This window comes from Sinorhizobium glycinis, from assembly GCF_001651865.1.
Lineage (GTDB): Bacteria > Pseudomonadota > Alphaproteobacteria > Rhizobiales > Rhizobiaceae > Sinorhizobium > Sinorhizobium glycinis.
In genome coordinates this window covers 41174-62892 of the sequence record NZ_LPUX01000067.1, presented here as the reverse complement: position 1 = coordinate 62892, position 21719 = coordinate 41174, and the positions used below count along the sequence as shown (strand labels likewise).

At 60.9% G+C, this 21719-nt stretch carries 16 protein-coding genes and 4 pseudogenes; 13 read left to right on the top strand and 7 right to left on the bottom strand.

Going from position 1 to position 21719, the window contains the following annotated elements; all coding sequences use genetic code 11:
* The first annotated feature begins 165 nt into the window (after positions 1-165).
* From ccoG to AU381_RS25110, 10 genes and pseudogenes are all read left to right on the top strand, one after another.
* Positions 166-1737, top strand: coding sequence for a cytochrome c oxidase accessory protein CcoG (ccoG, locus tag AU381_RS25160; RefSeq protein WP_064244342.1), 1572 nt, complete (start codon positions 166-168; stop codon positions 1735-1737).
* A gap of 6 nt (positions 1738-1743) precedes the next feature.
* A complete protein-coding gene (locus AU381_RS25155; RefSeq protein WP_064244341.1) occupies positions 1744-2235 on the top strand; it encodes a FixH family protein in 492 nt (163 codons plus the stop codon).
* The gene (locus AU381_RS25150; RefSeq protein WP_064244340.1) at positions 2232-4514 is read left to right on the top strand and encodes a cation-translocating P-type ATPase; all 2283 of its coding nucleotides are present in this window, start codon (positions 2232-2234) and stop codon (positions 4512-4514) included. The genes AU381_RS25155 and AU381_RS25150 overlap by 4 nt, the downstream gene beginning before the upstream one ends.
* Positions 4511-4660, top strand: coding sequence for a cbb3-type cytochrome oxidase assembly protein CcoS (gene ccoS, locus AU381_RS25145; RefSeq protein WP_026617476.1), 150 nt, complete (start codon positions 4511-4513; stop codon positions 4658-4660). The genes AU381_RS25150 and ccoS overlap by 4 nt, the downstream gene beginning before the upstream one ends.
* Before the next feature lie 92 nt (positions 4661-4752).
* Complete coding sequence (locus AU381_RS25140) at positions 4753-5433, top strand: Crp/Fnr family transcriptional regulator (RefSeq protein ID WP_046118152.1); 681 nt, start codon at positions 4753-4755, stop codon at positions 5431-5433.
* Between the two features lie 73 nt (positions 5434-5506).
* A complete protein-coding gene (locus AU381_RS25135; protein ID WP_244520133.1) occupies positions 5507-6115 on the top strand; it encodes a LysE family translocator in 609 nt (202 codons plus the stop codon).
* Positions 6116-6602: 487 nt separating this feature from the next.
* Positions 6603-7448: a universal stress protein gene (locus AU381_RS25130; protein WP_064244338.1), complete on the top strand. Its 846-nt coding sequence runs from the start codon at positions 6603-6605 to the stop codon at positions 7446-7448.
* A 376-nt stretch (positions 7449-7824) separates the two neighbouring features.
* Positions 7825-8114, top strand: a pseudogene (locus tag AU381_RS31290) (hypothetical protein); the annotation flags it as partial.
* A gap of 210 nt (positions 8115-8324) precedes the next feature.
* Positions 8325-9575 (top strand): MgtC/SapB family protein, encoded by a 1251-nt coding sequence (locus AU381_RS25115; RefSeq protein WP_064244335.1) that lies wholly within the window; start codon positions 8325-8327, stop codon positions 9573-9575.
* A 298-nt stretch (positions 9576-9873) separates the two neighbouring features.
* Positions 9874-11403: a bifunctional aminoglycoside phosphotransferase/ATP-binding protein gene (locus AU381_RS25110; protein WP_064244334.1), complete on the top strand. Its 1530-nt coding sequence runs from the start codon at positions 9874-9876 to the stop codon at positions 11401-11403.
* Between the two features lie 5 nt (positions 11404-11408).
* On the opposite strand, the gene AU381_RS25105 is transcribed toward AU381_RS25110, so the two are convergent.
* Together AU381_RS25105 and AU381_RS25100 are read right to left on the bottom strand one after the other, a co-directional pair.
* The gene (locus tag AU381_RS25105) at positions 11409-14096 is read right to left on the bottom strand and encodes a cation-translocating P-type ATPase (RefSeq protein ID WP_064244333.1); all 2688 of its coding nucleotides are present in this window, start codon (positions 14094-14096) and stop codon (positions 11409-11411) included.
* 14 nt (positions 14097-14110) lie between these two features.
* Positions 14111-14785 carry a BON domain-containing protein gene (locus AU381_RS25100; protein WP_082910352.1) on the bottom strand — a complete coding sequence of 225 codons (675 nt, stop codon included), beginning with the start codon at positions 14783-14785 and terminating at the stop codon, positions 14111-14113.
* 145 nt (positions 14786-14930) lie between these two features.
* Between AU381_RS25100 and AU381_RS25095 the strand changes: the two genes are divergently transcribed.
* Positions 14931-15386, top strand: coding sequence for a pyridoxamine 5'-phosphate oxidase family protein (locus tag AU381_RS25095; protein ID WP_064244332.1), 456 nt, complete (start codon positions 14931-14933; stop codon positions 15384-15386).
* A gap of 59 nt (positions 15387-15445) precedes the next feature.
* On the opposite strand, the gene AU381_RS25090 is transcribed toward AU381_RS25095, so the two are convergent.
* The 3 genes and pseudogenes from AU381_RS25090 to AU381_RS25080 all read right to left on the bottom strand — a co-directional run.
* On the bottom strand, positions 15446-16279 hold the full coding sequence (locus AU381_RS25090) for a universal stress protein (protein ID WP_064244331.1): 834 nt from the start codon (positions 16277-16279) through the stop codon (positions 15446-15448).
* A 202-nt stretch (positions 16280-16481) separates the two neighbouring features.
* Complete coding sequence (locus tag AU381_RS25085; protein ID WP_064244330.1) at positions 16482-17306, bottom strand: universal stress protein; 825 nt, start codon at positions 17304-17306, stop codon at positions 16482-16484.
* Between the two features lie 96 nt (positions 17307-17402).
* Positions 17403-18764, bottom strand: a pseudogene (locus AU381_RS25080) (GNAT family N-acetyltransferase); the annotation flags it as partial.
* Here AU381_RS25080 and AU381_RS29140 point away from each other — a divergent pair.
* Positions 18765-18980, top strand: a pseudogene (locus AU381_RS29140) (winged helix-turn-helix domain-containing protein); the annotation flags it as partial.
* A gap of 55 nt (positions 18981-19035) precedes the next feature.
* Here AU381_RS29140 and AU381_RS25075 read toward each other — a convergent pair.
* Positions 19036-19491: a hypothetical protein gene (locus AU381_RS25075; protein ID WP_064244329.1), complete on the bottom strand. Its 456-nt coding sequence runs from the start codon at positions 19489-19491 to the stop codon at positions 19036-19038.
* A 271-nt stretch (positions 19492-19762) separates the two neighbouring features.
* Between AU381_RS25075 and AU381_RS25070 the strand changes: the two genes are divergently transcribed.
* On the top strand, positions 19763-20785 hold the full coding sequence (locus tag AU381_RS25070) for a Rossmann-fold NAD(P)-binding domain-containing protein (protein WP_064244540.1): 1023 nt from the start codon (positions 19763-19765) through the stop codon (positions 20783-20785).
* Here the strand turns inward: AU381_RS25070 and AU381_RS25065 are convergent.
* A pseudogene (locus AU381_RS25065) lies at positions 20782-21509 on the bottom strand (DUF6064 family protein). The gene AU381_RS25070 and the pseudogene AU381_RS25065 overlap by 4 nt on opposite strands.
* Positions 21510-21719: the final 210 nt, after the last annotated feature.

Here is a 21719-nt window from a genome sequence, read left to right as displayed (position 1 = left end):
AGAGCCGGCACGTGGCGCAAAAGCTGGTCTGACGATCGAGTTCTAAAGCGCGTCGCGCCCAATCGAATGTATGCGACGCACGTTAGGTCCGTGTTTTTTGCGCATGTCGTTGTCCCAAAACCGCTGCACACTTCTGGGCGACATGCATTGGTAGGGACTATCCAAATGCTTCACCAGCCCGCCTCCAAAGCTGGCTCCGTCGAGCGGCTCGAAGCCGAGCCGGTTAATGCCGCGCGGCACCGCAGGCCGCTTTACGAGAAACGGCGGAAGATTTTCCCAAAGCGGGCCGAGGGCCGTTTCCGCCGGTTCAAGTGGCTGGTCATGCTGGTGACGCTCGGCATCTACTATTTGACGCCCTGGATCCGCTGGGATCGCGGCGCGCATGCGCCGGACCAGGCGGTCCTCATCGATCTTGGGGCGCGGCGGTTTTACTTCTTCTTCATCGAGATATGGCCACAGGAATTCTTCTTCGTCGCCGGCCTTCTGGTCATGGCGGGCTTCGGCCTGTTCCTGGTGACCTCGGCCGTCGGCCGCGCCTGGTGCGGCTATGCCTGTCCGCAAACCGTCTGGGTCGATCTATTCCTAGTGATCGAGCGCTTCATCGAGGGCGACCGCAATGCCCGCATGCGTCTCGACGCCGGACGCTGGACGCTCGACAAGATACGCAAGCGCGTCGCCAAGCATGCGATCTGGCTGATGATCGGCGCTGCTACGGGCGGTGCCTGGATATTTTACTTCGCCGACGCTCCCACGCTCCTGAAGAGCTTCGTCGCTCTGCAAGCTCCGCCGGTGGCCTACATGACCGTGGCGATCCTCACCGCCACCACCTATGTTTTCGGCGGGCTCATGCGCGAGCAGGTCTGCACCTATATGTGTCCTTGGCCGCGCATCCAGGCAGCGATGCTGGATGAGAACTCGCTGGTCGTCACCTATAACGACTGGCGCGGCGAAACGCGCTCGCGTCATGCCAAGAAGGCGGCCGCAGCCGGCGAGGTGGTCGGCGATTGTGTCGACTGCAATGCCTGCGTCGCGGTCTGTCCCATGGGGATCGACATCCGTGACGGCCAGCAGCTCGAATGCATCACCTGCGCGCTCTGCATCGATGCCTGTGACGGCGTCATGGACAAGCTCGGCCGCGAACGCGGTTTGATCTCCTATGCGACGCTCAGCGACTATGCCGCCAACATGGCTCTTGCCACTGACGGCGGTGCGACTGCGATCGACCCCCGGCGCGTGCGCGGCGCCAACGGCGCCTTCGTTGACAGCATCAGGCACTTCGATTGGCGGATCATCTTCCGCCCGCGTGTCCTTGTCTATTTCGGCGTCTGGGTGCTCGTTGGCCTCGGCATGCTCTACGCGCTCGTCTCACGCGACAGGCTAGAACTGAACGTGCTGCATGACCGCAACCCGCAATATGTCGTCGAGTCGGACGGGTCCGTCCGCAACGGCTACATGATCAAGCTGCTCAACATGATCCCCGAGCAGCGGCGCATCACGCTCACCCTCGAAGGGATTCCGTCAGCGCAGATGCGGATTGCGGGCCAGGCGCAGGGCGACGGCCGCAGCTTTTCAGTTGCCGTCGATCCGGACAAGGTCACGTCCCTCAAGGTGTTCGTCGCCGTGCCGAAAGCGAAGCTCTCAGAGGCCGAGGAAGGCTTTTCTTTCAGAGCCGAAGACCCTTCCAGCCACGAGCGGGATGTCTACCGCGCGAACTTCAATCAACCCGCAGCAAAGTGAGCCGCTATGATCAGCCAAGGCAGTGAACCGCGTCGTTTTACCGGATGGCATATGGTGGCGGTGATGGCGCTGTTCTTCGGCACCATCATCTCCGTAAACTTCGTCATGGCCTGGAACGCCAGCCGAAGCTGGAGCGGCCTCGTCGTCGAGAATGCCTACGTTGCCAGCCAACAGTTCAATGGCAAGCTGGCCGAGACACGCGCCTTTGCGGCAAGCGGCATCAAGGGCGAACTCACGGCCGAGAACGGCCTCCGTTACGTGTTGACCCGCAGAGGCGAGCCGGAGCGGGAGGTCGATCAGGTTGTCGCAGTGCTCAAAAGGCCCGTCGAGGCTCGTGAGGATGTTCGCTTCGAGCTCGTTCGCGACGGTGAGGGCGTGTTCGTTTCGACGCAGGCGCTCAAACCAGGGCAGTGGATCGCGGATGTGACGTCCAAGGCGGGCGGAGTACTCGTCTATCGCCAGGCCATCAGGTTCATCGCAGCGGGAGAGGGCCAATGAGCTGCTGTGCGACGGCGGTCGGCGCCACCCTTATTGCCGACGCGGCGAGGCAGGGGCTGCCCCCTTCAGAAGAACTGTGGCTCGCAAGCCGGGCGCTTGGGAACGGGTTGCGACAGACGGATCTCAGCGTGCCGGGCGTTCACTGTGGCTCATGCATCACGACGATCGAGGCGGCGTTGCGGGCGAGACCTGAAGTCGAAGGGGCGCGCGTCAACCTCTCCTCGCGGCGCGTTTCGATCGTCTGGAAGGAGGACGTCGCGGGCAAGCGCAGCGATCCTCGAGAACTCGTACGCGCCATCGGCGAGCGCGGCTACGAGGCGCATCTCTTCACGCCTGGCGAGGAAGAGGGCGATGCCCTCCTGACGCAGTTAATACGTGCGGTCGCCGTTTCGGGCTCTGCTGCGGCCAACATCATGCTGCTTTCCGTGTCCGTCTGGTCGGGCGCGGACGCGGCAACACGCGATCTCTTTCATTGGATTTCGGCCATGATCGCAGGGCCGACGCTGATCTATGCGGGCCGATTCTTCTATCAGTCGGCCTGGAATGCGTTGCGCCACGGGCGGACCAACATGGATGTGCCAATCGCGCTTGCCGTCACACTCTCCTATGGCATGTCGCTCTACGAGACGATCGGCCATGGAGAGCATGCCTGGTTCGACGCGTCCGTCACCCTTCTGTTCTTCCTGCTCATTGGTCGGACGCTCGACCACATGATGCGCGGCCGCGCCCGTTCCGCGATCAGCGGCCTCGCACGGTTGTCGCCCCGTGGCGCGACGGTCCTCAATGCCGACGGGTCGCGGGAATATCGCGCCACAAGCGAGATCGAGCCTGGCGAGCGTCTGATGATCGCTGCCGGCGAGCGAATACCGGTCGACGGACGCGTAGTTTCGGGCACCAGTGATCTGGACCGCTCGGTCGTCAACGGGGAGAGCGCGCCGATCTCGGTCGGCGCCGGCGATGCCGTCGAGGCCGGCACGCTCAACCTTACCGGCCCGCTGGTGCTCGAGGCGACGGCCGCGGCGCGCGACTCCTTTCTCGCCGAAATCATGGGACTGATGGAGGCTGCCGAAGGGGGCAGAGCGCGTTACCGGCGCATTGCCGATCGCGCCGCTCGCTATTACTCGCCGGCCGTCCATCTACTGGCGCTTCTGACGTTCGTCGGCTGGATCCTGGTGGAAGGCGACGTCCGCCATGCCATGCTGATCGCAGTGGCGGTTCTGATCATCACCTGCCCCTGCGCGCTCGGCCTGGCCGTACCGGTGGTCCAAGTCGTTGCCGCCGGACGACTATTCCAAGGGGGTGTCATGGTCAAGGACGGCTCTGCCATGGAGCGGCTCGCCGAAATCGATACGGTGCTGCTCGACAAGACCGGAACGCTGACGGTCGGCAAGCCGCGACTCATGAATGCGGCGGAAATTGCGCCCGATGCGTTCGCCATGGCGGCTGCGCTTGCCGTGCACTCGAGGCACCCGATGGCAAAGGCCATCCAGGATGCGGCTGGGGCAGTCCCACCGCTTACGGGCGACATCAGGGAAATCCCCGGGGCTGGCATAGAGGCGAAAACGGAGAATGGCGTCTATCGGCTCGGGAGCCGCGATTTTGCGGTGGCAGAGCTGGGCTCTGAAAGCGCGCAATCGGAGGCAATCCTGTCGCTTGATTATCAGGAGCTTGCCTGCCTCCGTTTCGAAGACCGGCTGCGACCGGCGGCTCATGAATCGATTAAGACCCTTGGCCGATTGGGTCTTTCAACCGGAATTCTCTCCGGCGACCGCGAGCCGGTGGTGGCGGCACTTGCCCGTAAGCTAGAGATCGCGAATTGGCGTGCCGAGCTCTCTCCAAGCGGGAAGGTCGCGGCCCTCGCTGCTGCAGCGGGCGGCCACCGGGTTTTGATGGTTGGCGATGGCATCAATGACGCGCCGGCTCTGCGTGCGGCACATGTTTCCATGGCACCGGCCACTGCCGCCGATGTCGGTCGTCAGGCGGCCGACTTCGTCTTCATCCATCAACCACTATCGGCCGTTCCCTTCGCTATTGAAACGGCGAGGCGCGCTGGCCGCCTGATCCGGCAGAACTTCGCGCTGGCGATTGGGTATAACATCATCGCGGTGCCGATCGCCATGCTTGGCTACGCGACCCCGCTCGTCGCCGCGGTCGCGATGTCCACCTCGTCGCTCGTGGTGGTCGTCAACGCCCTGAGACTGAAGGGCACCGCTTCCACTGTCCTGGACGAAGCCGCTATGCTTCCTCCGTCCCTGCATTCGAGTGGGGCCACCGCATGAACACGCTTATCTACCTCATTCCAATAGCGCTCATTCTTGGAGGGCTCGGGCTGGCCGCTTTTCTGTGGGCGCTCAAGAACGGGCAATACGAGGATCTCGACGGTGCATCCTGGCGGGTCCTCGATGATGGCGATGGCAGGCCGTGAAAGCAGCGCTGCTCTGCAGTTGTTTGACCGAGGTCAAGTAGCCGCACCCTTTAGACTGCTAATTTGATATGATCTTTATTGGGGCATGTGCAATGAAGACCTTGCAATTGACTTCGAGCGACAGGGCCATCCTCGTCCGTTCCCGCTTTTTCGCGCGGCTGCCGCACTCCACCGTCGACGCTATTCTCGAGGGTGCAACGCTTTCCAGTCACGAAGAGCATGATGTTCTGTTCCGCCAAGGCGACAGCATCGACGATGTTTTCTTCGTGCTTTCGGGGCTTGTCCGTCTCTATCGGCTGGGAAAGGAAGGGCGCGAAGCCGATGTCGCCGTGTTTCCGAAGGGGGAAATGTTTGCCGAGAACGCAATGTTTCTCGGTCATCGCGTCACCGCCAGCGCAGAAGCTGCCGAAGCATCGATCATCTTGCGGCTCGACAGCCGTAAGCTTCGTCAGCTCGCCGCGGCAGACCCCGAGGTGGCGCAAGCTATCATCGAGCACCTCTGCCATCGCGGCAAAATGACCGAGGATCTCCTCGCAGAGGATCGCCTGCTCACGGCCCCTCAGCGTGTTGCGAGCTATATTCTCAGTCATTGTCCGAACGGCTCGACTAGTTTCTCCTTCCGCCTTCCATTTCAAAAGAACGTTCTCGCCGGCAAACTTGGGCTGGCTCCAGAGGCCCTGTCACGCGCCTTTTCGACGTTGCGCCAGTCGGGCGTCACGGTTAAAGGCCGCATGATCGAGATTCGCGACCGCCAGGCGCTCGAACGGTTCTGACGTGGCCGTTGGATCTGTATGTGGGCCCCTGTTGCGTCAAGAGCGTGGTTGACTTGCATCAAGGCTGACCGACGTGGTGAAGGGTAAACATGTCTTTGGCCCCACCCTGCAATTCGTCGCCATGGTCACTCTGTCCTTCATCCTCTCCGCGCTCCTGATCCTGCTGACGCCCGGTCCGACGAACACCGTCCTGGCCACATGCGGAGCATCGCTCGGTATTCGACGGGCAGCAATAATGCCCATTGCGGAAGCAATGGGTTATATCCTGGCTGTATCGTTCTTCATTGGATTAACCGATGGTATCCAGGGGAACGCAATCGCATTCGCCACAATGAAGTTGCTGGCGGCGGGCTGGTTGCTGTATTCGGCCGTCCGGCTTTGGGGTATGCCATTCCTGAGCGATGCGAGGTCGGTCCGGCAATTGTTCGTTCGCGTATTGCTGACCACCATAGTAAACCCGAAGGCCATGTTGGTCGGCACGGTATTGATACCGTCCGGTGCCAACATCCAGGCTCCCGTTTGGCTGGCGACCTACGCTGCCATGTCGACACTTGCAGGCCTTGCCTGGGTCGTTTTCGGCGGCTGCCTACCCTTGAGGGTGCGACGACACTCCTACAAACTGGCCTCATTGATACTGGGCGCGTTCTCGTTGGCGGCCGTGGCAAGCGCGGTGTCCGGCTAGTGACCCCGGCTCCATGGCGCCGGTTTGCCAACGCATCAACGCCGCCAGCGGGCCGTTTGTTTATAGAGGCGGGGCACGCATCATCAAACTCCGCTCGTTGAGCGAAGCAATCTGCTGGCGTCACTAGAACAGCCAGCGTTGCGACCGGCTGCTATTCCTCGTCCAGTAGCGATTGCTCCCCCAAGGAGATGCCATCTGTATGGGCCTTCGACATCGATGTGGCGGTACTGACGGCGCTTCACTCCGGAGACGGAGCGACACCGCTGCAGATGTCGAAGCCTTTGCGGCAAGAGCCGGAGTCACCGTTTATTTCTTCATTATCCGCTACTTGACCGGCAGCCTGCGGCTATCGAAGAAGATCGAAGGCGCCCCAGGAATCCTCGATCCCCCAAACAAGCGATGTCATCTGAGATATTGCGCTGGATCAATTGCGGTCTTCCTACACGCGCTTATTATTTTCTGAGGCCGTTGGTCGGGAGGAATTGACATGGTCCAGAACATCAAAAGCATACTGATTGGCCTTACGAAGGAATTCGGCCCTGACGAAACCTCGTCCGCCCTGGCCTACGGTATTTCCCTTGCGCAGCAGGCGGGTGCTCATGTCACTATTCGGGCTGCCTCGATTAAGCTCACTCTGTCGAGCGCGGGGGTCAGCAAGGTTGTCGCCGGCCTCGTCCGGGAAGAGAACCAGCGCCTTCATTCCCTTGCGCAGGCTGCCGCTCGCACTGCGGAGGCCCATGCTTCCTCAGCGGATGTCGCCTGTTCTGCCGAGAGCCCGCACCTCAACTATCCCGAGCTGCTCGCAGTGTTCAGAACGCAGGCTCGCCTACATGACCTCACTATCGTGGATGCAGAATCCGAATCTCTCGCCATCGACCGAGGCCTGATCGAAACTCTGCTGATGGAGAGCGGTCGTCCACTGCTTGTGGTCCCGCCCAAGCAAGATGTATTCCGCGCCGAGCGAATTATCGTAGCTTGGGATGGCAGCGGCCGGGCTGCCCGAGCGGCAGCCGACGCGTTGCCGTTCCTGCGGGCCGCAGAGGTCGTGGAGGTGGTAGCCGTGACGGGAGAGAAGGACCTGCCCGCCACCGCTCCTACCAGTGTTGACGCCGCGCTACACCTAGGCCGACATGGTGTGAAGGTGAAGGCACAGACTCTTCCGGTCCTGAACGGCGACGTTGCCGAGACGCTGCGCAAGCATGCAACGCTGATCCAGGCCGATTTCATTGTGATGGGCGGCTACGTCCACTCGCGGCTGCGTGAGCTGGTATTCGGCGGCGTCACGCAATCTCTTCTGAAACAGAGCCCGGTGCCGCTGTTCATGGCATACTAACCGCGGGAGACTGACGTGCAGGGATGGGCACTTAGGGCTCTCACCCCGCTACCGATTCTGTCGGCCACTGAGACAGCGCACGCAGAAGGAGGCTCGCAAGCGTAACTCGGTGCCCGCGGCCCAGGACGAGGCGCTGAGATCGGGCCGGTCCCGCGAGCCAGGCGGGCGTACCGGCGAGCAAGGCTACAGCGATGAGGGAAAGCCGCCTACCCAGCTCTCGCCCTCGCCATAACGGCTCGACAACTTGGCTCTCGCTCAACGTGCTCTCCGACAGGTCTTGTGAAGGATACTGGATCACAGGATCGTTGGCTTGATTCCGCGCACAGGCCTGCGGAAACGCTAAACGGCGGCCCAGGCGGTACAGCGGCGGCGGCGCATCATTGAGCGTCAGAGGAGTTCTGTTGGTTTGGCGCTCGTCGGCTGCAATGAACATGATGAAGAACCTGAACAAGTTCCGCGGGCTTGTTTATTCACAGCGTGTTCTCCTCGTTCCTTGAAGGCATGACCGATGCGATAGGACTTATGTCCCCCGAAGATTTTGTGTTCTTCATGAGCGGCAATACGACTCACGCATCCGTCGCTCTGATACAGGGCCCTCCGGGAGTGCTTCTCATCGGCGGACTGATCACCTTCGTGATGGCAACGCCGCAGGGGGTGCCGGTTGCTACTGCCCTGGCTTTGACAGCAGTCGCGATCCAAATACCCCAGCATTGGCAAAGCAGGTTCGTTCAACATCGTTAATGGCGTTCGGCTTGCTGCGCGGCGCTCCAAATGGGATATGCTCTGCGGCCTGGCTCACCGGAGCGGTGGCTCACGACTTGAGCGTCCACGGAGCGCCGACATCAACACGTTGCACGGGGGCGAGGCCGGAAGCGAATGGAACCTGTTATTCTCCGTCTAGGGCTCGCCCTTGCCATAGGCCTGCTCGTGGGTCTCGAGCGTGGATGGCGGGAAAGGGAAGCGCCGGAAGGCAGCCGCACGGCAGGCATCCGCACCTACGGCATTTCGGGTCTGCTTGGCGGGATCTTGGCCGCACTGTCCGATGCACAGAGGACCGACCTGATCTTTGCTGCCGGCTTTATGAGCTTCGCGCTGAGTTTCACCTGGTTCAAGCTGCGCGAAGCGCGGCACGATGAGGATTTCAGCGTCACCGGCGTCATTGCCGGATTGGCGGTTTTTGCGCTCGGCGGATTGGCGGTAACTGGCGACTACAGGGTGGCGGCGGCGGGCGCCGCTACGCTCGCCGGCGTACTCGCCAGCCGCGAGCTTGTGCACAATCTCCTCAAGAAGCTGTCGTGGATCGAACTGCGTTCGGCTCTCGTGCTGGCGGCGATGACCGCCATTGGGCTGCCTCTCCTTCCAAACCATGCCATTGACCCATGGGGTGGTTTCAATCCACGTGAAATCTGGTTCTTCACGGTTCTGAGCGCCACCATTTCATTTGTAGGCTACGTGGCGGTTCGCCTGCTTGGCTCGTCAAGAGGACTGGTGGTGGGCGGGCTGGTCGGCGCAGTCGTCTCATCGACTGCCGTGACAGCCAGCTTTGGGCAAAAGGCACGCTCCGGCGAGGAGCCAGGGCCGTTGGCTGGGGCCGCAAGCATCGCCGCCGTCGTCTCGCTATTGCGCGTGCTGGCGGTAATCCTTGTCGTCTCCCCGCCGCTCTTCCCCGAAGTTGTCCTGCCAATCATCGCGGCAGCGTTGGTATTTGCCGCGGGTGGTGCCGCTCTGATGACAAAAACTGCACCTCCCGCCGACGAACCAATCACCGCACGAAATCCGTTTGAGCTCTTTTCGCTTCTTGTTTTTGCGGGCCTGTTTGCCTTGACGGCGACGACCGGCGCGGCCTTGATGGCCGGTACGGGCGACAACAGCTTAGTCGGCATATCGGCCGCGTCGGGGATATTCGACGTCGACGTTGCGGTACTGACGGCGCTGCGCGCTGGAGGCGGATCCGCACCGCTGCAGATCGTCGGAGCCGCAGTGCTCAGCGCAGTACTCGCAAACGCAGGCGGACGGGTGTTGGTGGCGATGGCGTCCGGAACAATACGCTATTGGGCGTCGCTCGCCGTTGTGTCGCTTCTCGCCGCAGGGACCGGAGTCGCGGTTTATTTCCTCATTGTCCGCTAAATGAGTGCCTAGTTTTCATCGCTGCCGTTGCCGTGAGTGGGTGTTTCCAGCTTCGATGCGGCCGGTACGCGCCGCGGCGCTATTTGCGACGTCGCACAACTCCGCCGCAGCTCATTGGCGAGCGTGAATATCGGTCTGGTGGTGTTTTGCTTACCGGCATCGCGCCATGGTTCCTTGATACTGATCAATGAGGCGCATGCTTGTAGCGTTGATCATCATTTCGTTGTGCGACGCCACGAGTTCAGACCCGTGAATTGCGGATCGACGAAATGGCCAGAGCTGGACAGAAAGGCTTGGTATGATTGCCCAGGATCAGGCGGAGGTCGTCGGCTTATTGAGCGCGCCTCACTTGCGTGGCGCGGATAAGGTCGAGATCATCGAGACGCACATCTCTTACATCTTCCTTTCCGGCGATCGCGCTTACAAGATCAAGCGACCGGTGAAGCTGCCCTATGTGGATTTCTCGACGGCGGAACTGAGGCTCGCCGCTTGTGAGAAGGAGGTGGCGCTGAACAGCGCCACTGCACCGGGCCTCTACGTCGGCGTACGACGGATCATGCGCGGCCGCGACGGCCGCCTTGCTTATGATCGGGGCGAGGAGCTCGTCGATGCGGTCATCGAAATGATCCGGTTCGACCAGGATGCGTTGTTCGATCGCATGGCCGTTGGAGGCAAGCTCGATGCCGAACTGATGGAGCGGACAGCACATATGATCGCCCGCTTTCACGGGGACGCCCAAGTCGTTCATCAGGGTTCCGGCTCCGCGAACATCGCCGCCGTGCTGCGTGTCAATGCGGCCGGTTTCGCCACGAGCAGGTTCTTCGACCCAGTCGAGCTTGCCGAGTTCGAACGCGCTTTCGAGCGTAACCTGGCGGCCTATGCACCGCTGCTCGATGCGCGTGAAGTCGCGGGCAAGGTCAGGCGATGCCACGGTGACCTGCATCTGCGCAACATCTGCCTGTTGCAAGGTGAACCTCGGCTGTTCGACTGCATCGAGTTCAACGACCAGATTGCAACCATCGATACCCTCTACGATCTCGCGTTTCTGCTCATGGATCTCTGGCATCGCGGCTTTCCGCAGTTTGCCAACCTGGTCATGAACCGTTACCTCGACGAGGCGTGCGACGAGGATGGCTTCGTTCTACTGCCTTATTTCATGGCGATCCGCGCTGCGGTGAGGGCGCACGTCACAGCCACACAGATCGAAGAGAGTGGCCAGCGGTTGGACGCGCTCGCCGCCGAGGCTCGATCCTATTTCGACCTGGCGCTATCCCTGCTTGAAACGCGGGCACCCCGCTTGATCGTGATTGGCGGATTGAGTGGTTCCGGCAAAACGACCGTGTCGGAAATTCTGGCTGCGCAATTCGGTTCGCCTCCGGGCGCGAGGATCATTGAAAGCGACCGCGTCCGAAAGGCGATGTACGGCGTTGCGGCCAAGACGCGACTTCCGGCGGATGCCTATCGTTCGGAGATTTCAGAGAAGGTCTACGACGAGATTGCCTGCCGCACGGTATCGATATTGCGTGCGGGAGGATCCGTGGTCGCGGAAGCCGTCTTCGACAAGTTCGCCAACCGTCAGCGCATCGAGGCGGCTGCGCGCGAGGCGCATGTACCATATGCGGCCTTCTGGCTGGACGCGAGCCCGTCGCTTCTTCGCGGCCGTGTTGCCGAAAGGACGGTAGGGCCCTCCGATGCGGATCTCAATGTCCTTTCGCAGCAACTAAATTACGATCTCGGGGGCATCGATTGGCAGCGAATGGATGCCGATCGCCCCGCGAACGATGTCGTCGCGGATATCCTGAAGCATAGCCGTGATCCCCGACGGTGATGAACTCACAGTGCGCAAAGGGCGACCGGCTTGCTGCGGACCCGCCATTTGTCGATTTCCACGACCAGGAGGGCAGAAGACGCGGTAACAAGCAGGAGCGCCCACTCGGAAAATGATATCGGGGAAACTTGTAGCGTTTCCTTGAGGACCGGAATGTACATGGCAGCGATATGAAGGCCCTGAGCCGCTGCGATGGAGAGTAGCAGGAGCGGGTTGGCGAGAAAGCCGAGCTGGAAGACGGATTTGCGCTCGGAGCGGCTCGCCAGCGTCTGGAAGTTCTCGAAAAGCACGAACAACAGCAGCAGCAGATTGCGGGCTTCGCTCTCGCCATAGCCCTGCTCGAGCAGAACATACAACATCGCGAAGCCTCCGGCTCCCATGACGAGCGTGGACTGCCATATGCGCCGGATCATGAGCTGGTCGAAGATCGGTTCGGACGGCCTGCGTGGCGCGCGGCTAAGTTCATCGCCTTCCGGACTTTCGCCGGCAAGGGCAATGTCCTGAATGCCATTGGTCACGAGGTTGAGCCAAAGCAACTGCACGGGAAGAAGAGGCATCGGCAAGCCGAGTGGGATTGCCAGCAGGAACAGCAGCAATTCTGCGGCCCCCGTCGACATCAGCATGAAGATGACCTTGCGGATATTCGCGTAGGCGACCCGGCCCTCGCGGATGCCGCTGACGATCGACGCGAAGTTGTCATCGGTGATGACGATGTCGGCGCTCTCCTTCGCCACCTCCGTGCCTTTGCGCCCCATCGCCACGCCGATATGCGCGTGCTTCAGCGCCGGCGCGTCATTGACGCCGTCACCTGTGACGGCGACGAAGTGGCCGTTGCGGGCGAGCGACAGGACGATCGCCAGCTTTTGTGACGGGGCAACGCGCGCATAGATGCGGCCATGGCGGGTCAACGCGTCGAGACTTTCCTGCCCATTTTCCTCGGCCCTGCGCACGTCTTCGCCGATGACCACCTGATCTTCGGCGAAGATCAGCCCGGCATGGGAGGCAATTGCCGCCGCGGTCCTGGGATCGTCGCCGGTGACCATTGCCACGTCCACGCCTGCGGAGTGGCAATCGCGGATGGCTTGCGGCACCTCAGGGCGTACCGGATCCTGCATTCCTGCAAGCCCCAGAAAGACGAGGTCGACCAGGAGATGCCGCCCAAAGCCGCCATCTGTTTCGATTGCCGTCTCGCCCTCCGCAAAGGCAAGGACTCGTAGCCCACGCGCGGCCATCTCTTTCTTCTGATGGAGGAGGATATCCCCATCGATCGGCTCGGCGCTTCCGGCCACGTCCATGCGGTCGGCCATGTCGATCAGGGTTTCCGCGGCGCCCTTGACGAAGATGCGAACGCTGTCGCCGTGGCGGTGAAACGAGGCTGCGTATTTGAGGTCCGGCTCGTAGGGGATTCGGGCGACAAGCGGATAGTCGTTCTCGATAGCCTCCCGCGGCAAGCCCGCCTTGTGGGCGGCCGCGAGCAATGCAATGTCGACCGTATCGCCGACGGCGGTCCAGCCATGCGCTTCCTTGACCAGCGATCCTTCGTTGGGCAGCGACGCGGCCTTGAACAGGGCAAGGGCACGTTCCCGTGCCTCCGCCGGAGGGGTTCCATCCCCCCGAATCGTGCAGGCGTCCAGATCAGCGCCCGTATCGCAGACAATCTCGGTGCCGTCCGGCAAGCGGATATCCGTCACGGTCAGTTCGTTGAGCGTCAATGTGCCGGTCTTGTCGGTGGCGATCATGGTGCAGGAGCCGAGAGCTTCCACCGCCGGCATTCGGCGCACGATGACGTGTGCTTTCGCCATACGCCGCATGCTGATTGCCAGCGCGACCGAGATCGCAATCGGTAGGCCTTCAGGGATCGCGCTCACCGCGAGGCCAAGGGACATCATAAAGAGCTCGCTCGGCGTCATCGCGCGGGCAATCCCCACAACGACGAGAAGAGCGATCGCGACCGCGACGATCCAGGCGATGAATTTGGAGAAGCGTTCCAGCCTGATCATCAAGGGGGGCTTGGTGACGGACGCCTTGCCGATCTCGGTGGCAATCTTGCCGATCTCGGTTGCTGCTCCGGTCGCCGCGACCACACCCTGTCCGCGGCCGCGCGTGACGAGCGTGCCCGCAAAGGTCATGGAGCGCCCGTCCTTTCCGGGGGCAGCCTCGACAATCGAGCTGGGCTTGTGAACCGGTGCTGATTCTCCCGTCAGGAGGGATTCGTCGCAAACGAGATCGGTCGCTGAGAGGAGCCGGATATCGGCCGGCACGCGTCCGCCCGCTTCGAGCGCGACCACGTCGCCCGGCACCAACAGTCGAGCGTCGATTTCCTGCAAGCGTCCGTCGCGGATGACACTCGCCTTCGGTTGTTCCAATCTGCGCAACGCCAATGCGGCTTTGCCGGCCGTGTGCTCCTGCAAAGACCCGATGATGCCGTTCGCGATAAGAACGATGCTGATGAATAACGCATCTTTCAGATCGCTCAATAGGAGAGACACCAGTGCCGCGGCCAGCAGAATGTAGATCAGCGGGCTGCGGAACTGGCGCAGGAAAGTAATCGCCAGCGAGGAGGCTTGCGGTTCCGGAAGGCTGTTCGAACCAAGGCGCGTAAGCCGGAGACGAGCCTCCTCATGGCTAAGTCCCGCACCGCCGACCAGTGAGCCCCCGCGCGCGGCAAGGTCTGGGAGTGCCACGAAGGTCATTTGAAGCGCTCCATTCAGGTATTGAGCCGGCCTCGGGGTTCTTCGATTTTCAAGTGGTCCTCAACGGCCGTGACGCCGCGAGCCGACCAGGCCGCTCGTTCGGCCACGGCTCTTTCGCGCCGGCTTTGAACCTTTCCATGCAAGGTGACATGACTGCCGGATACTTCGACGTCGATGTTTTCGGCTTCTATCTCAGCATTGCGTTTGAGCGCCTCCCTGATGCCATGCCGGATGTCGAGCGCATCCATCACGGGGCGAATCCTGAGACGGTTGTCGATCCCCGTGATGCCGCTCAAGCGTCGCACCAAACTCTCGGCCGCATTGCGTTGGAAATAAAAATCGACCGTTCCCTCCAGGGTCACGTAACCGTTTTCGACCTTGACCTGGATGTCCTTGAGGTCGGCAACTGCGGCTCCCCAGGTGAGAATTTTTATCACGCGCCTGGCGATCTCGTCGTCGGCGGCCTTCTTGTTCTCAGGCAAACGCACGACGATTTCCTCGGCGATTGCGCGCACGCCCTTCACCCGTTGCGCCACCCGTTCCGCAGTGTGCTTTTCCGCAAAGCTGTGAACATGGCCGGTCAAAGTGACAACGCCGTCCTCGACCGTTACTCCGATGTTCGCTGCGTCTATGCTGAGTTCATATTCGAGCTTATCCAGGATGTCCTGGCGCAGGCGAATGTCGCTCATGATCGTCTCCTTCCTCAAAACCGGCAAACACTGGCTCAAGTATTGGCCATTTCCGGCCATCGGTCTTTGAGGGACATCAAGGCACAGGCATTCCTTGCAGGCTTACCCTCAATTTGTAGACCGACGCCTCTAAGGAGGGGAGATCATGTTCATTAAGGAAATGTCCCGTCACGAATGCAGCAGCGTGGTCCAGGCCGGTCATTTGGCTCGTCTTGCCTGCTGTAACGAAGGCCGGCCGTATGTCGTGCCCATCACCTATGCTTTTACGGGCAACTGCATCTACTGCTTTTCTATGCCCGGTCAGAAGATCGACTGGCTGCGCGCCAACCCGAAGGTGTGCCTTCAAGTCGATGAGTTTGCAGGCGAGCGCCAGTGGAAGAGCGTCCTTGTATTCGGCCGCTATCAGGAGCTGCCACCGGAAGGGCAATGGGGGAGAGAATGCATGCATGCCTGGTCGCTTCTCGAGGCGCGGCCAAACTGGTGGGAGCCGGGCGGGCTGAAGCCGGCACCACAAGGCGTCGCCACCTCTTCGCCGCATGTCTTCTTCTGTGTCGATATCGAAGGCATGACCGGCCGCGCCGCATACGAAGGTGAGGCATGAGGACAAATGACAAAGGCGCCGTTCGATGCGGCGCCTTTCTTTGACGTGATAGGGAATGTTCAGTGCACCATCAACACCGGAACAACCGGTGCTTCAATCATCGCCTTGGTAACACCGCCGAATATTCTTTCGCGAAGACGAGTATGTCCGTACGCCCCCATCACGATCAGATCGGCAGAGGTATCGATGGCATGCTGGATCAGAACCTCCTCGACGCGGCGACCGGCGCTCGGAAGCCTATCGACGGTCACCGTGATGCCGTGGCGAGCGAGATAGGTGGCAACATCAGCACCCGGTTCCTGGCCGTTTTTGGTCGAAGCTGCGTCCGGATCAATCAGCACGACATTCACTTCCTCGGCGCTCTCCATCATTTCCAAGGCTTCGCGGGCCGCTCGCGCCGATTCCATTGTCGAATTCCATGCGAGAAGAATCTTCTTGGGCCGCAAGGTGAGGGAGTGGCGATTGGTTGCGAGCAGAACCGGTCGCGCCGAATAGAAGAGCGCTCCGTCAATGGCTCGCGCCCGCAACGGAGTATCTGTCCTCAGGCTCGCGCCGATCAACGTGATGTCGGCATAGCGCGCGCGGCTGCCGACATCGTTGTCGGCCCATGCGGTCTCGCAGTAGATGCCATTTGCATCGAATGAGATCTCAAGGCCCTTTAGCGTCGCCCTGGCCCTCTCCACTGCCTCGTCCAGTTGCTGTATATCCTCGGCCCGTTCGTCCAGCCAGGCGACCGACATGGCCGCATATTCGCCGAGCGGAGGCGGAGCGGCGAGCTTGACCAGGAGAACCGAAAGATGGGCATTTACGGCCGTGCAGAGATCTGCTGCCGCTGTCAGATCATTTTCGTGCTCGTTTGCATCGGTCACCAAAAGAATTGTCTTGTGGGTCATTGCTTTCTCCTCCGAGATCGATAGGCAGTTTCTTAAGCAATGTATCTCCACGCGGCGTGGCCACATTGATTCCTGTCAAGAAGCTTCCGCGGTGCGAGTGTTACGTTCCTTGGCGTTGAATTGGCCGAGCGCGGCGCGATCGCACACCCGAACTGAGCGCCGAAAAAGCGGCGCCCATGTTTTCGGTGTGGCCTGAGTGATATCAACGGACCATCAACACCGGTACGATCGGTGCCTCGATCATCGCGTTCGTGACACCACCGAAAATCCTCTCGCGAAGACGCATATGGCCGTATGCCCCGATCACGATCAGGTCGGCGCCGGTGTCCATTGCACGCTGATTGAGAACTTCCTCGACCCCGCGTCCAGCGCTCGGAAGCCGATCGACGGTCACGTTTATGCCGTGGCGGGCAAGATAAGTCGCGACATCCGCGCCGGGCTCGTCGCCGTTCCAGCGAGAGGCTGTGGGGTCGACCAACACCACGTTTACGCCTTCGGCATTTTTCATCATATCGAGCGCCTCGCGAGCCGACCTTGTGGATTCTAGGCTGGAGTTCCACGCCAGCAGAATCCTCTTCGGAAGCAAGGTTGCCGATTGACGCTGGTTTGCAAGCAGGACCGGGCGCGCCGAATAGAAAAGGGCGCCTTCGATGGCGCGCGCCCGCAACGACGGGTCCATGTTGGTCCCGATCAATGTAACATCAGCGTAGCGTGCCCGCTCTCCGACCAGGTCGTCTGCCCGTGCAGGCTCGGTGTATTCGCCGGCGACGTCGAACGATAAACCCATGTCCTTGAGCGTCGTTCGTACTGCCTCGACGGCCTTTTCGAGCTGTTCGAACTCGGCCGCCTGTATGTCCAGCCACGCGACCGAGAGGCCTGCATGGTCCCCGAACCGAGGTGGAGCCGCGACCTTGACCAGGAGGACCGAGAGATGGGCGTTGGCTGCGGCGCAGAGTTCTGCCGCCGCTGCGAGGTCTGTTTGGTACTGGTTTGCATCGAGCACTTGAAGAACTGTCTTGTAGGTCATTGATTCGGTCTCCCCGAGCGGTTTGGAGTTCTGAAAGCACTCTAAACCCGACGGGGGCCGCAACATTGATCTTCGTCAAGAAGCTCCCGCCTGACGCTACAGCACCAGTGTCGCAATCCTCAGACTTGCATCTGCCGGATGCGTTGAAATCGCAAAGCCAAACTCCCTGCACATTCTGAGCATTTTCGCATTGTCACTCAGAACGAGGCCTTCGATACGCTGCAGACCATCGGCGGCAGCATAGTCCCTAAGATGAGAGAGCAGAGCCCAGCCAAGACCATGCCCCTGCAGGTCGGTCCTGACCAGCAAGCCATATTCCGCGACCTCGTGATCGGGATCCGCGTAAAGCCTGGCAATCCCGGCGAGCGCGCCGGTTTGCTTGTCGAGCGCGACGAAGGCCATTTCGCGTTCATAGTCTACCTGCGTGAGCCTCACCAGCATCTGGTCCTGGAAGTGCTTGCGCGATGACAGGAACCGAAATCGGATGTCCGTTGAGGACGTCTTTGCCAAAAAATCAGGATAGAGTGCCGCGTCTGCCGGTCTGATCGGCCGCAGATGGTAAAGCCGGTCGGCGAGCGCGATCTGCTTCTCCCAATCGCTCGGATAGCGGTGGATCGCGAGATCGCGATTAGGGCCGGGGAGGACGACCGCCTGTAGGTCGATTTCGATGCGCGCGTCCACAGCGATGACGCCCTCGGCGCTCGCGACCAGCGGATTAATATCCATCGAGAGCACGCAGGGGAAATCAACGATAATCTGCGACAGCGCTGTGAGAGCATTGCAGACCGCCTTCCTATCCGCGGCCGGCTGGTTGCGGAACCCAGCGAGGAGCTTTCCGACCCGCGTCTGGTCGATCAGGTCGCCTGCGAGCACGGCATCAAGTGGGGGAAGCGCCACCGCGGTGTCTGCGACCACTTCCACCGAAATACCTCCCGAACCAAACAGAATAACCGGACCGAAGATGGGATCTCGGGTGACGCCGAGGATCAGTTCCCACCCCTGTCTGCGTTCGACCATCGGCTGGACTGCAAAACCGTCGACCACGGCAGTCGGGTCGTGCACTTCGAGCCGCGCAGCAATGCTCTCCGCAGCCTGCCGGGCCGCGAGGGGAGTCCGGATGTCAAGGACGACGCCGTCCACATCGGATTTGTGCGTGACCGACTTCGATATCAGTTTGACCACCACCTTCGGTGCGCTCGCAACCAGCGAGCGGGCCGCCGCTTCCGCCTCCTCTGCTGTTTTTGCGACGACCGTCTGAGGGACGGGAATGCCGTACGCTGCGATTACCGCCTTCGCCTCCGGCTCAGCCAGCATCCGGCGACCTTCGGCCGTGACTTTCCGGAAAATGGATTGCACGAAGCCCCGCTGGAGAGGCACTTGGCTTTCGATCGGTGGCACGCAGACCAGCGCCTCCTGCGCCTTCGACCATCTGGCGAGATAAGAAGCCGCCAAGGCCACGTACTTGTCAAGCATGCGGGCCGTGTGCTGCAACGCGAGTTGTTGATGGATCTTACAAGAGGTCGAAACCTAGAGGCCTTCGATCGCACCATCGACGCCCAGATTGCTCGCCTAAGGCGCAAGATTGAGCGTGATTCTACCCGCCCTGCTCTGATCAAGTCGGTTAGAGGGGTTGGATACGTTTTCAGCGCGAGGACGACACGCCAGCGTTCCTAGCGTCGCCGGTCGCAGCGGCGCCAGGACGAAATCGGGTTCTCAGCTCAAGTCAGGGCTATTGAACAGGTATGAGGATGCCGCGGTCCTCTCGGGGCGAGGTGGCGATTGAGCTTGGCCAGTCGGTTGGATCGAGTGCGGCGACGCGAATGAACCCGCAATTGTTCTTGCGGGCGACCGCCATGAAATACGCAAGAAGCGAGTTTGATACGCCACGCGTGTCCCCCGCACTTGTCACGATGAATACAGGCACGTCCACCATCCTGCCGTATGTTTCGTTCTGCACTGAGCGCATGATGCAGATTCCGGCGATATAACCGAGCGGATTCTCTGCGGTCACTATTCCTTCCACACAGGATGCCGAGCATTCTCGGGCACTGGTCGCTGCGCAGAATTCGCGCCAAGTCTGCAAGTCGAAATGGCAGCCGGCTGCGTCGATCAGCCGGTACGCTTTGTCAACTTGGTGCCGCTTGATCGGACCTACGGCGTAGGCAGCAGCCATGTTGCTCTCCATCAAAATGTATCTCAGCTTAATCGTTGGCCCGTTTCAGAAACGGTCAATTGACGATCGCGGCGTCAACTCTTGCAGACCTGCGACCGCCAGAATTCAGAGGCATTCTCCGAGAGGCGGGACGCGCCGTCATTGATGTTTATCAAAGCCGTGGAAGTCCTTGGTTTTGATGAGAGTCAAAGCCTGCGGGTCGTATCTGTTGTTCAATTCCGAATGCGCGCTGCTGCGCAACGTTGCAGCTTCTGCGCCAACAACCAAAGCGACGGGGCATGCCATGTCCAACAATCTTCGCGGCCGCAGTTTCGTTACGCTCGACGAATTCACTGCAGGGGAGATCGGGTTTCTGTTGCAGCTCGCCGCCGAGTTGAAGGCCGAAAAGGGAGGCGGCAATGAAATACTGCGGCTTCGTGGCAAGAATATCGCGCTTGTCAGCGAGGACGATTCCATCGGCACTCTCCTCGGATCTGAAATTGCAGCCTATGATCAAGGCGCGCGCGTCGTCAGTCTCACGCTCCCCGCGAGCCATCCGGGGCGTTGCGGATCAATCAAGGACACGGCCCGCGTGCTCGGCAGGATCTACGACGCTATCGAATATTGCGGCCACGCTCGGACCTTGAAGGAGCTGGCGGCACATGCCCACGTGCCTGTCCACAATGGCTTTACCGATGAATCCCTACCAATACAGGCATTGGCAGATTTGCTGACGATGCAGGAAGTGGCGGACAAGGCGCTGCCGGAAGTCACGACCGCATTCCTGGGCGACGGCCGCTGTGCTATTGCCGGGTCACTCGCCATCGGAGCGGCCAAGCTCGGCATGGACTTCCGCATTGTCTCGCCGCCGATCTTCTGGCCCGCTTCGTCCTTCATCGACGAAGTGGCGTCGGAAGCGCACAAGAACGGCGGCAAGTTCACGGTCCTGGAACATGTCGGCGCCGGAGTGTTGGGCGCCGATTTCGTCTACACGGCTTCGTGGCTGGGAGAGCAGGAGGCGGGCTGGGCCGAGCGCATCAGGCTGCTGGCGCCTTTCGGCATCAGGGCCAATGTTATGGAAGCCACTGACAATCCAGATTGCAAGTTCATGCATTGCTTGCCTGCCTTCCACGATAACAGCTCGAAGGCCGGCGCCTGCATCGCGAAACAGTTCGGGCTCGACTGCATGGAAGTCTCGGATGCGATCTTTGAATCGAAAGCTTCCGTTGTGTTCGACCAGGCGGAAAACCGGGTGCACACGATCAAAGCCATTTTCGTCGCGACCATTGGGGACCGGAAGTCCGATGCGCGAGATAAAGACCCTTAATGACTAGCCGGGGCGACCACATGGATTTGCGCTACGAGCGCGAGTCGCTTTGACCATGCGGCGCCCGATACCCGCGTGGAACCAGTTTGCGGCCCGAACGCGAGGACCACGAGAAATGCGGCCAGCGGGCCGTGGTCCTGCGGCACGTTGAGCAGAAGGGCCGCGCTGCCGCCGATAATCGTCCAAAGCACAGGGATCAAGAGGAGCCATCGCGTGACGTGCCAAGGCCCCAGCAGCAGGATTCCGATTGTGAAGATCGTGGTTGGGCCAGGTGCGATCCCGAACACGGGCACCGCCGGGTAGACGTGGCCGAATAGCCAACCGAGAACCTGATAGATCAAGATCGCGTAAGCGGCGAGTGCGAGACCGGCGACCGTGCGCACATCATTCGAGGGCGCCAATCGAAAGCCCGGTGAGACAAATGGAGCGGCAGCGAGGAGCAGCGCTTGGAGGACGAACACCGCGCCGAAGATTGAGCAGCGGGATTGATGCTGGCGAAGAATGACCAATGGTACCCCACGCCGTTAACAAGAAACACCAGCGCCAGGATCGCCATAACCAGTACAGTGGAGGTCCGAGACCGCCAGAATAGGAGACCGAACGCTGTAAATCCGAGGACGTAAGCGACCGCGGGCAGCGGTGAGATCGCCGCGTTATAGGCGGCGAATACTTGAAAAACTGCTCCTCGGTGAACGGCATGGTATGCCCTCTGATGCGGCAACACCTTAGCATCACCCACATTGCGGTCACCACATTGAGCTAGATCATGTGAATGGAAGTCGCATCACTCCTCAGCGCTGATCGGAGGCGACTGTCCGCCAAACGCAGATCGGCGACAAGAAGCTAAAGCCCCGCATGACGTGGCTGCCTACTCGGTGCATGGAGAAATCGAACGTGGCCCGACGAAGCGGCCAAGGGATTGTCCGACCGAGCC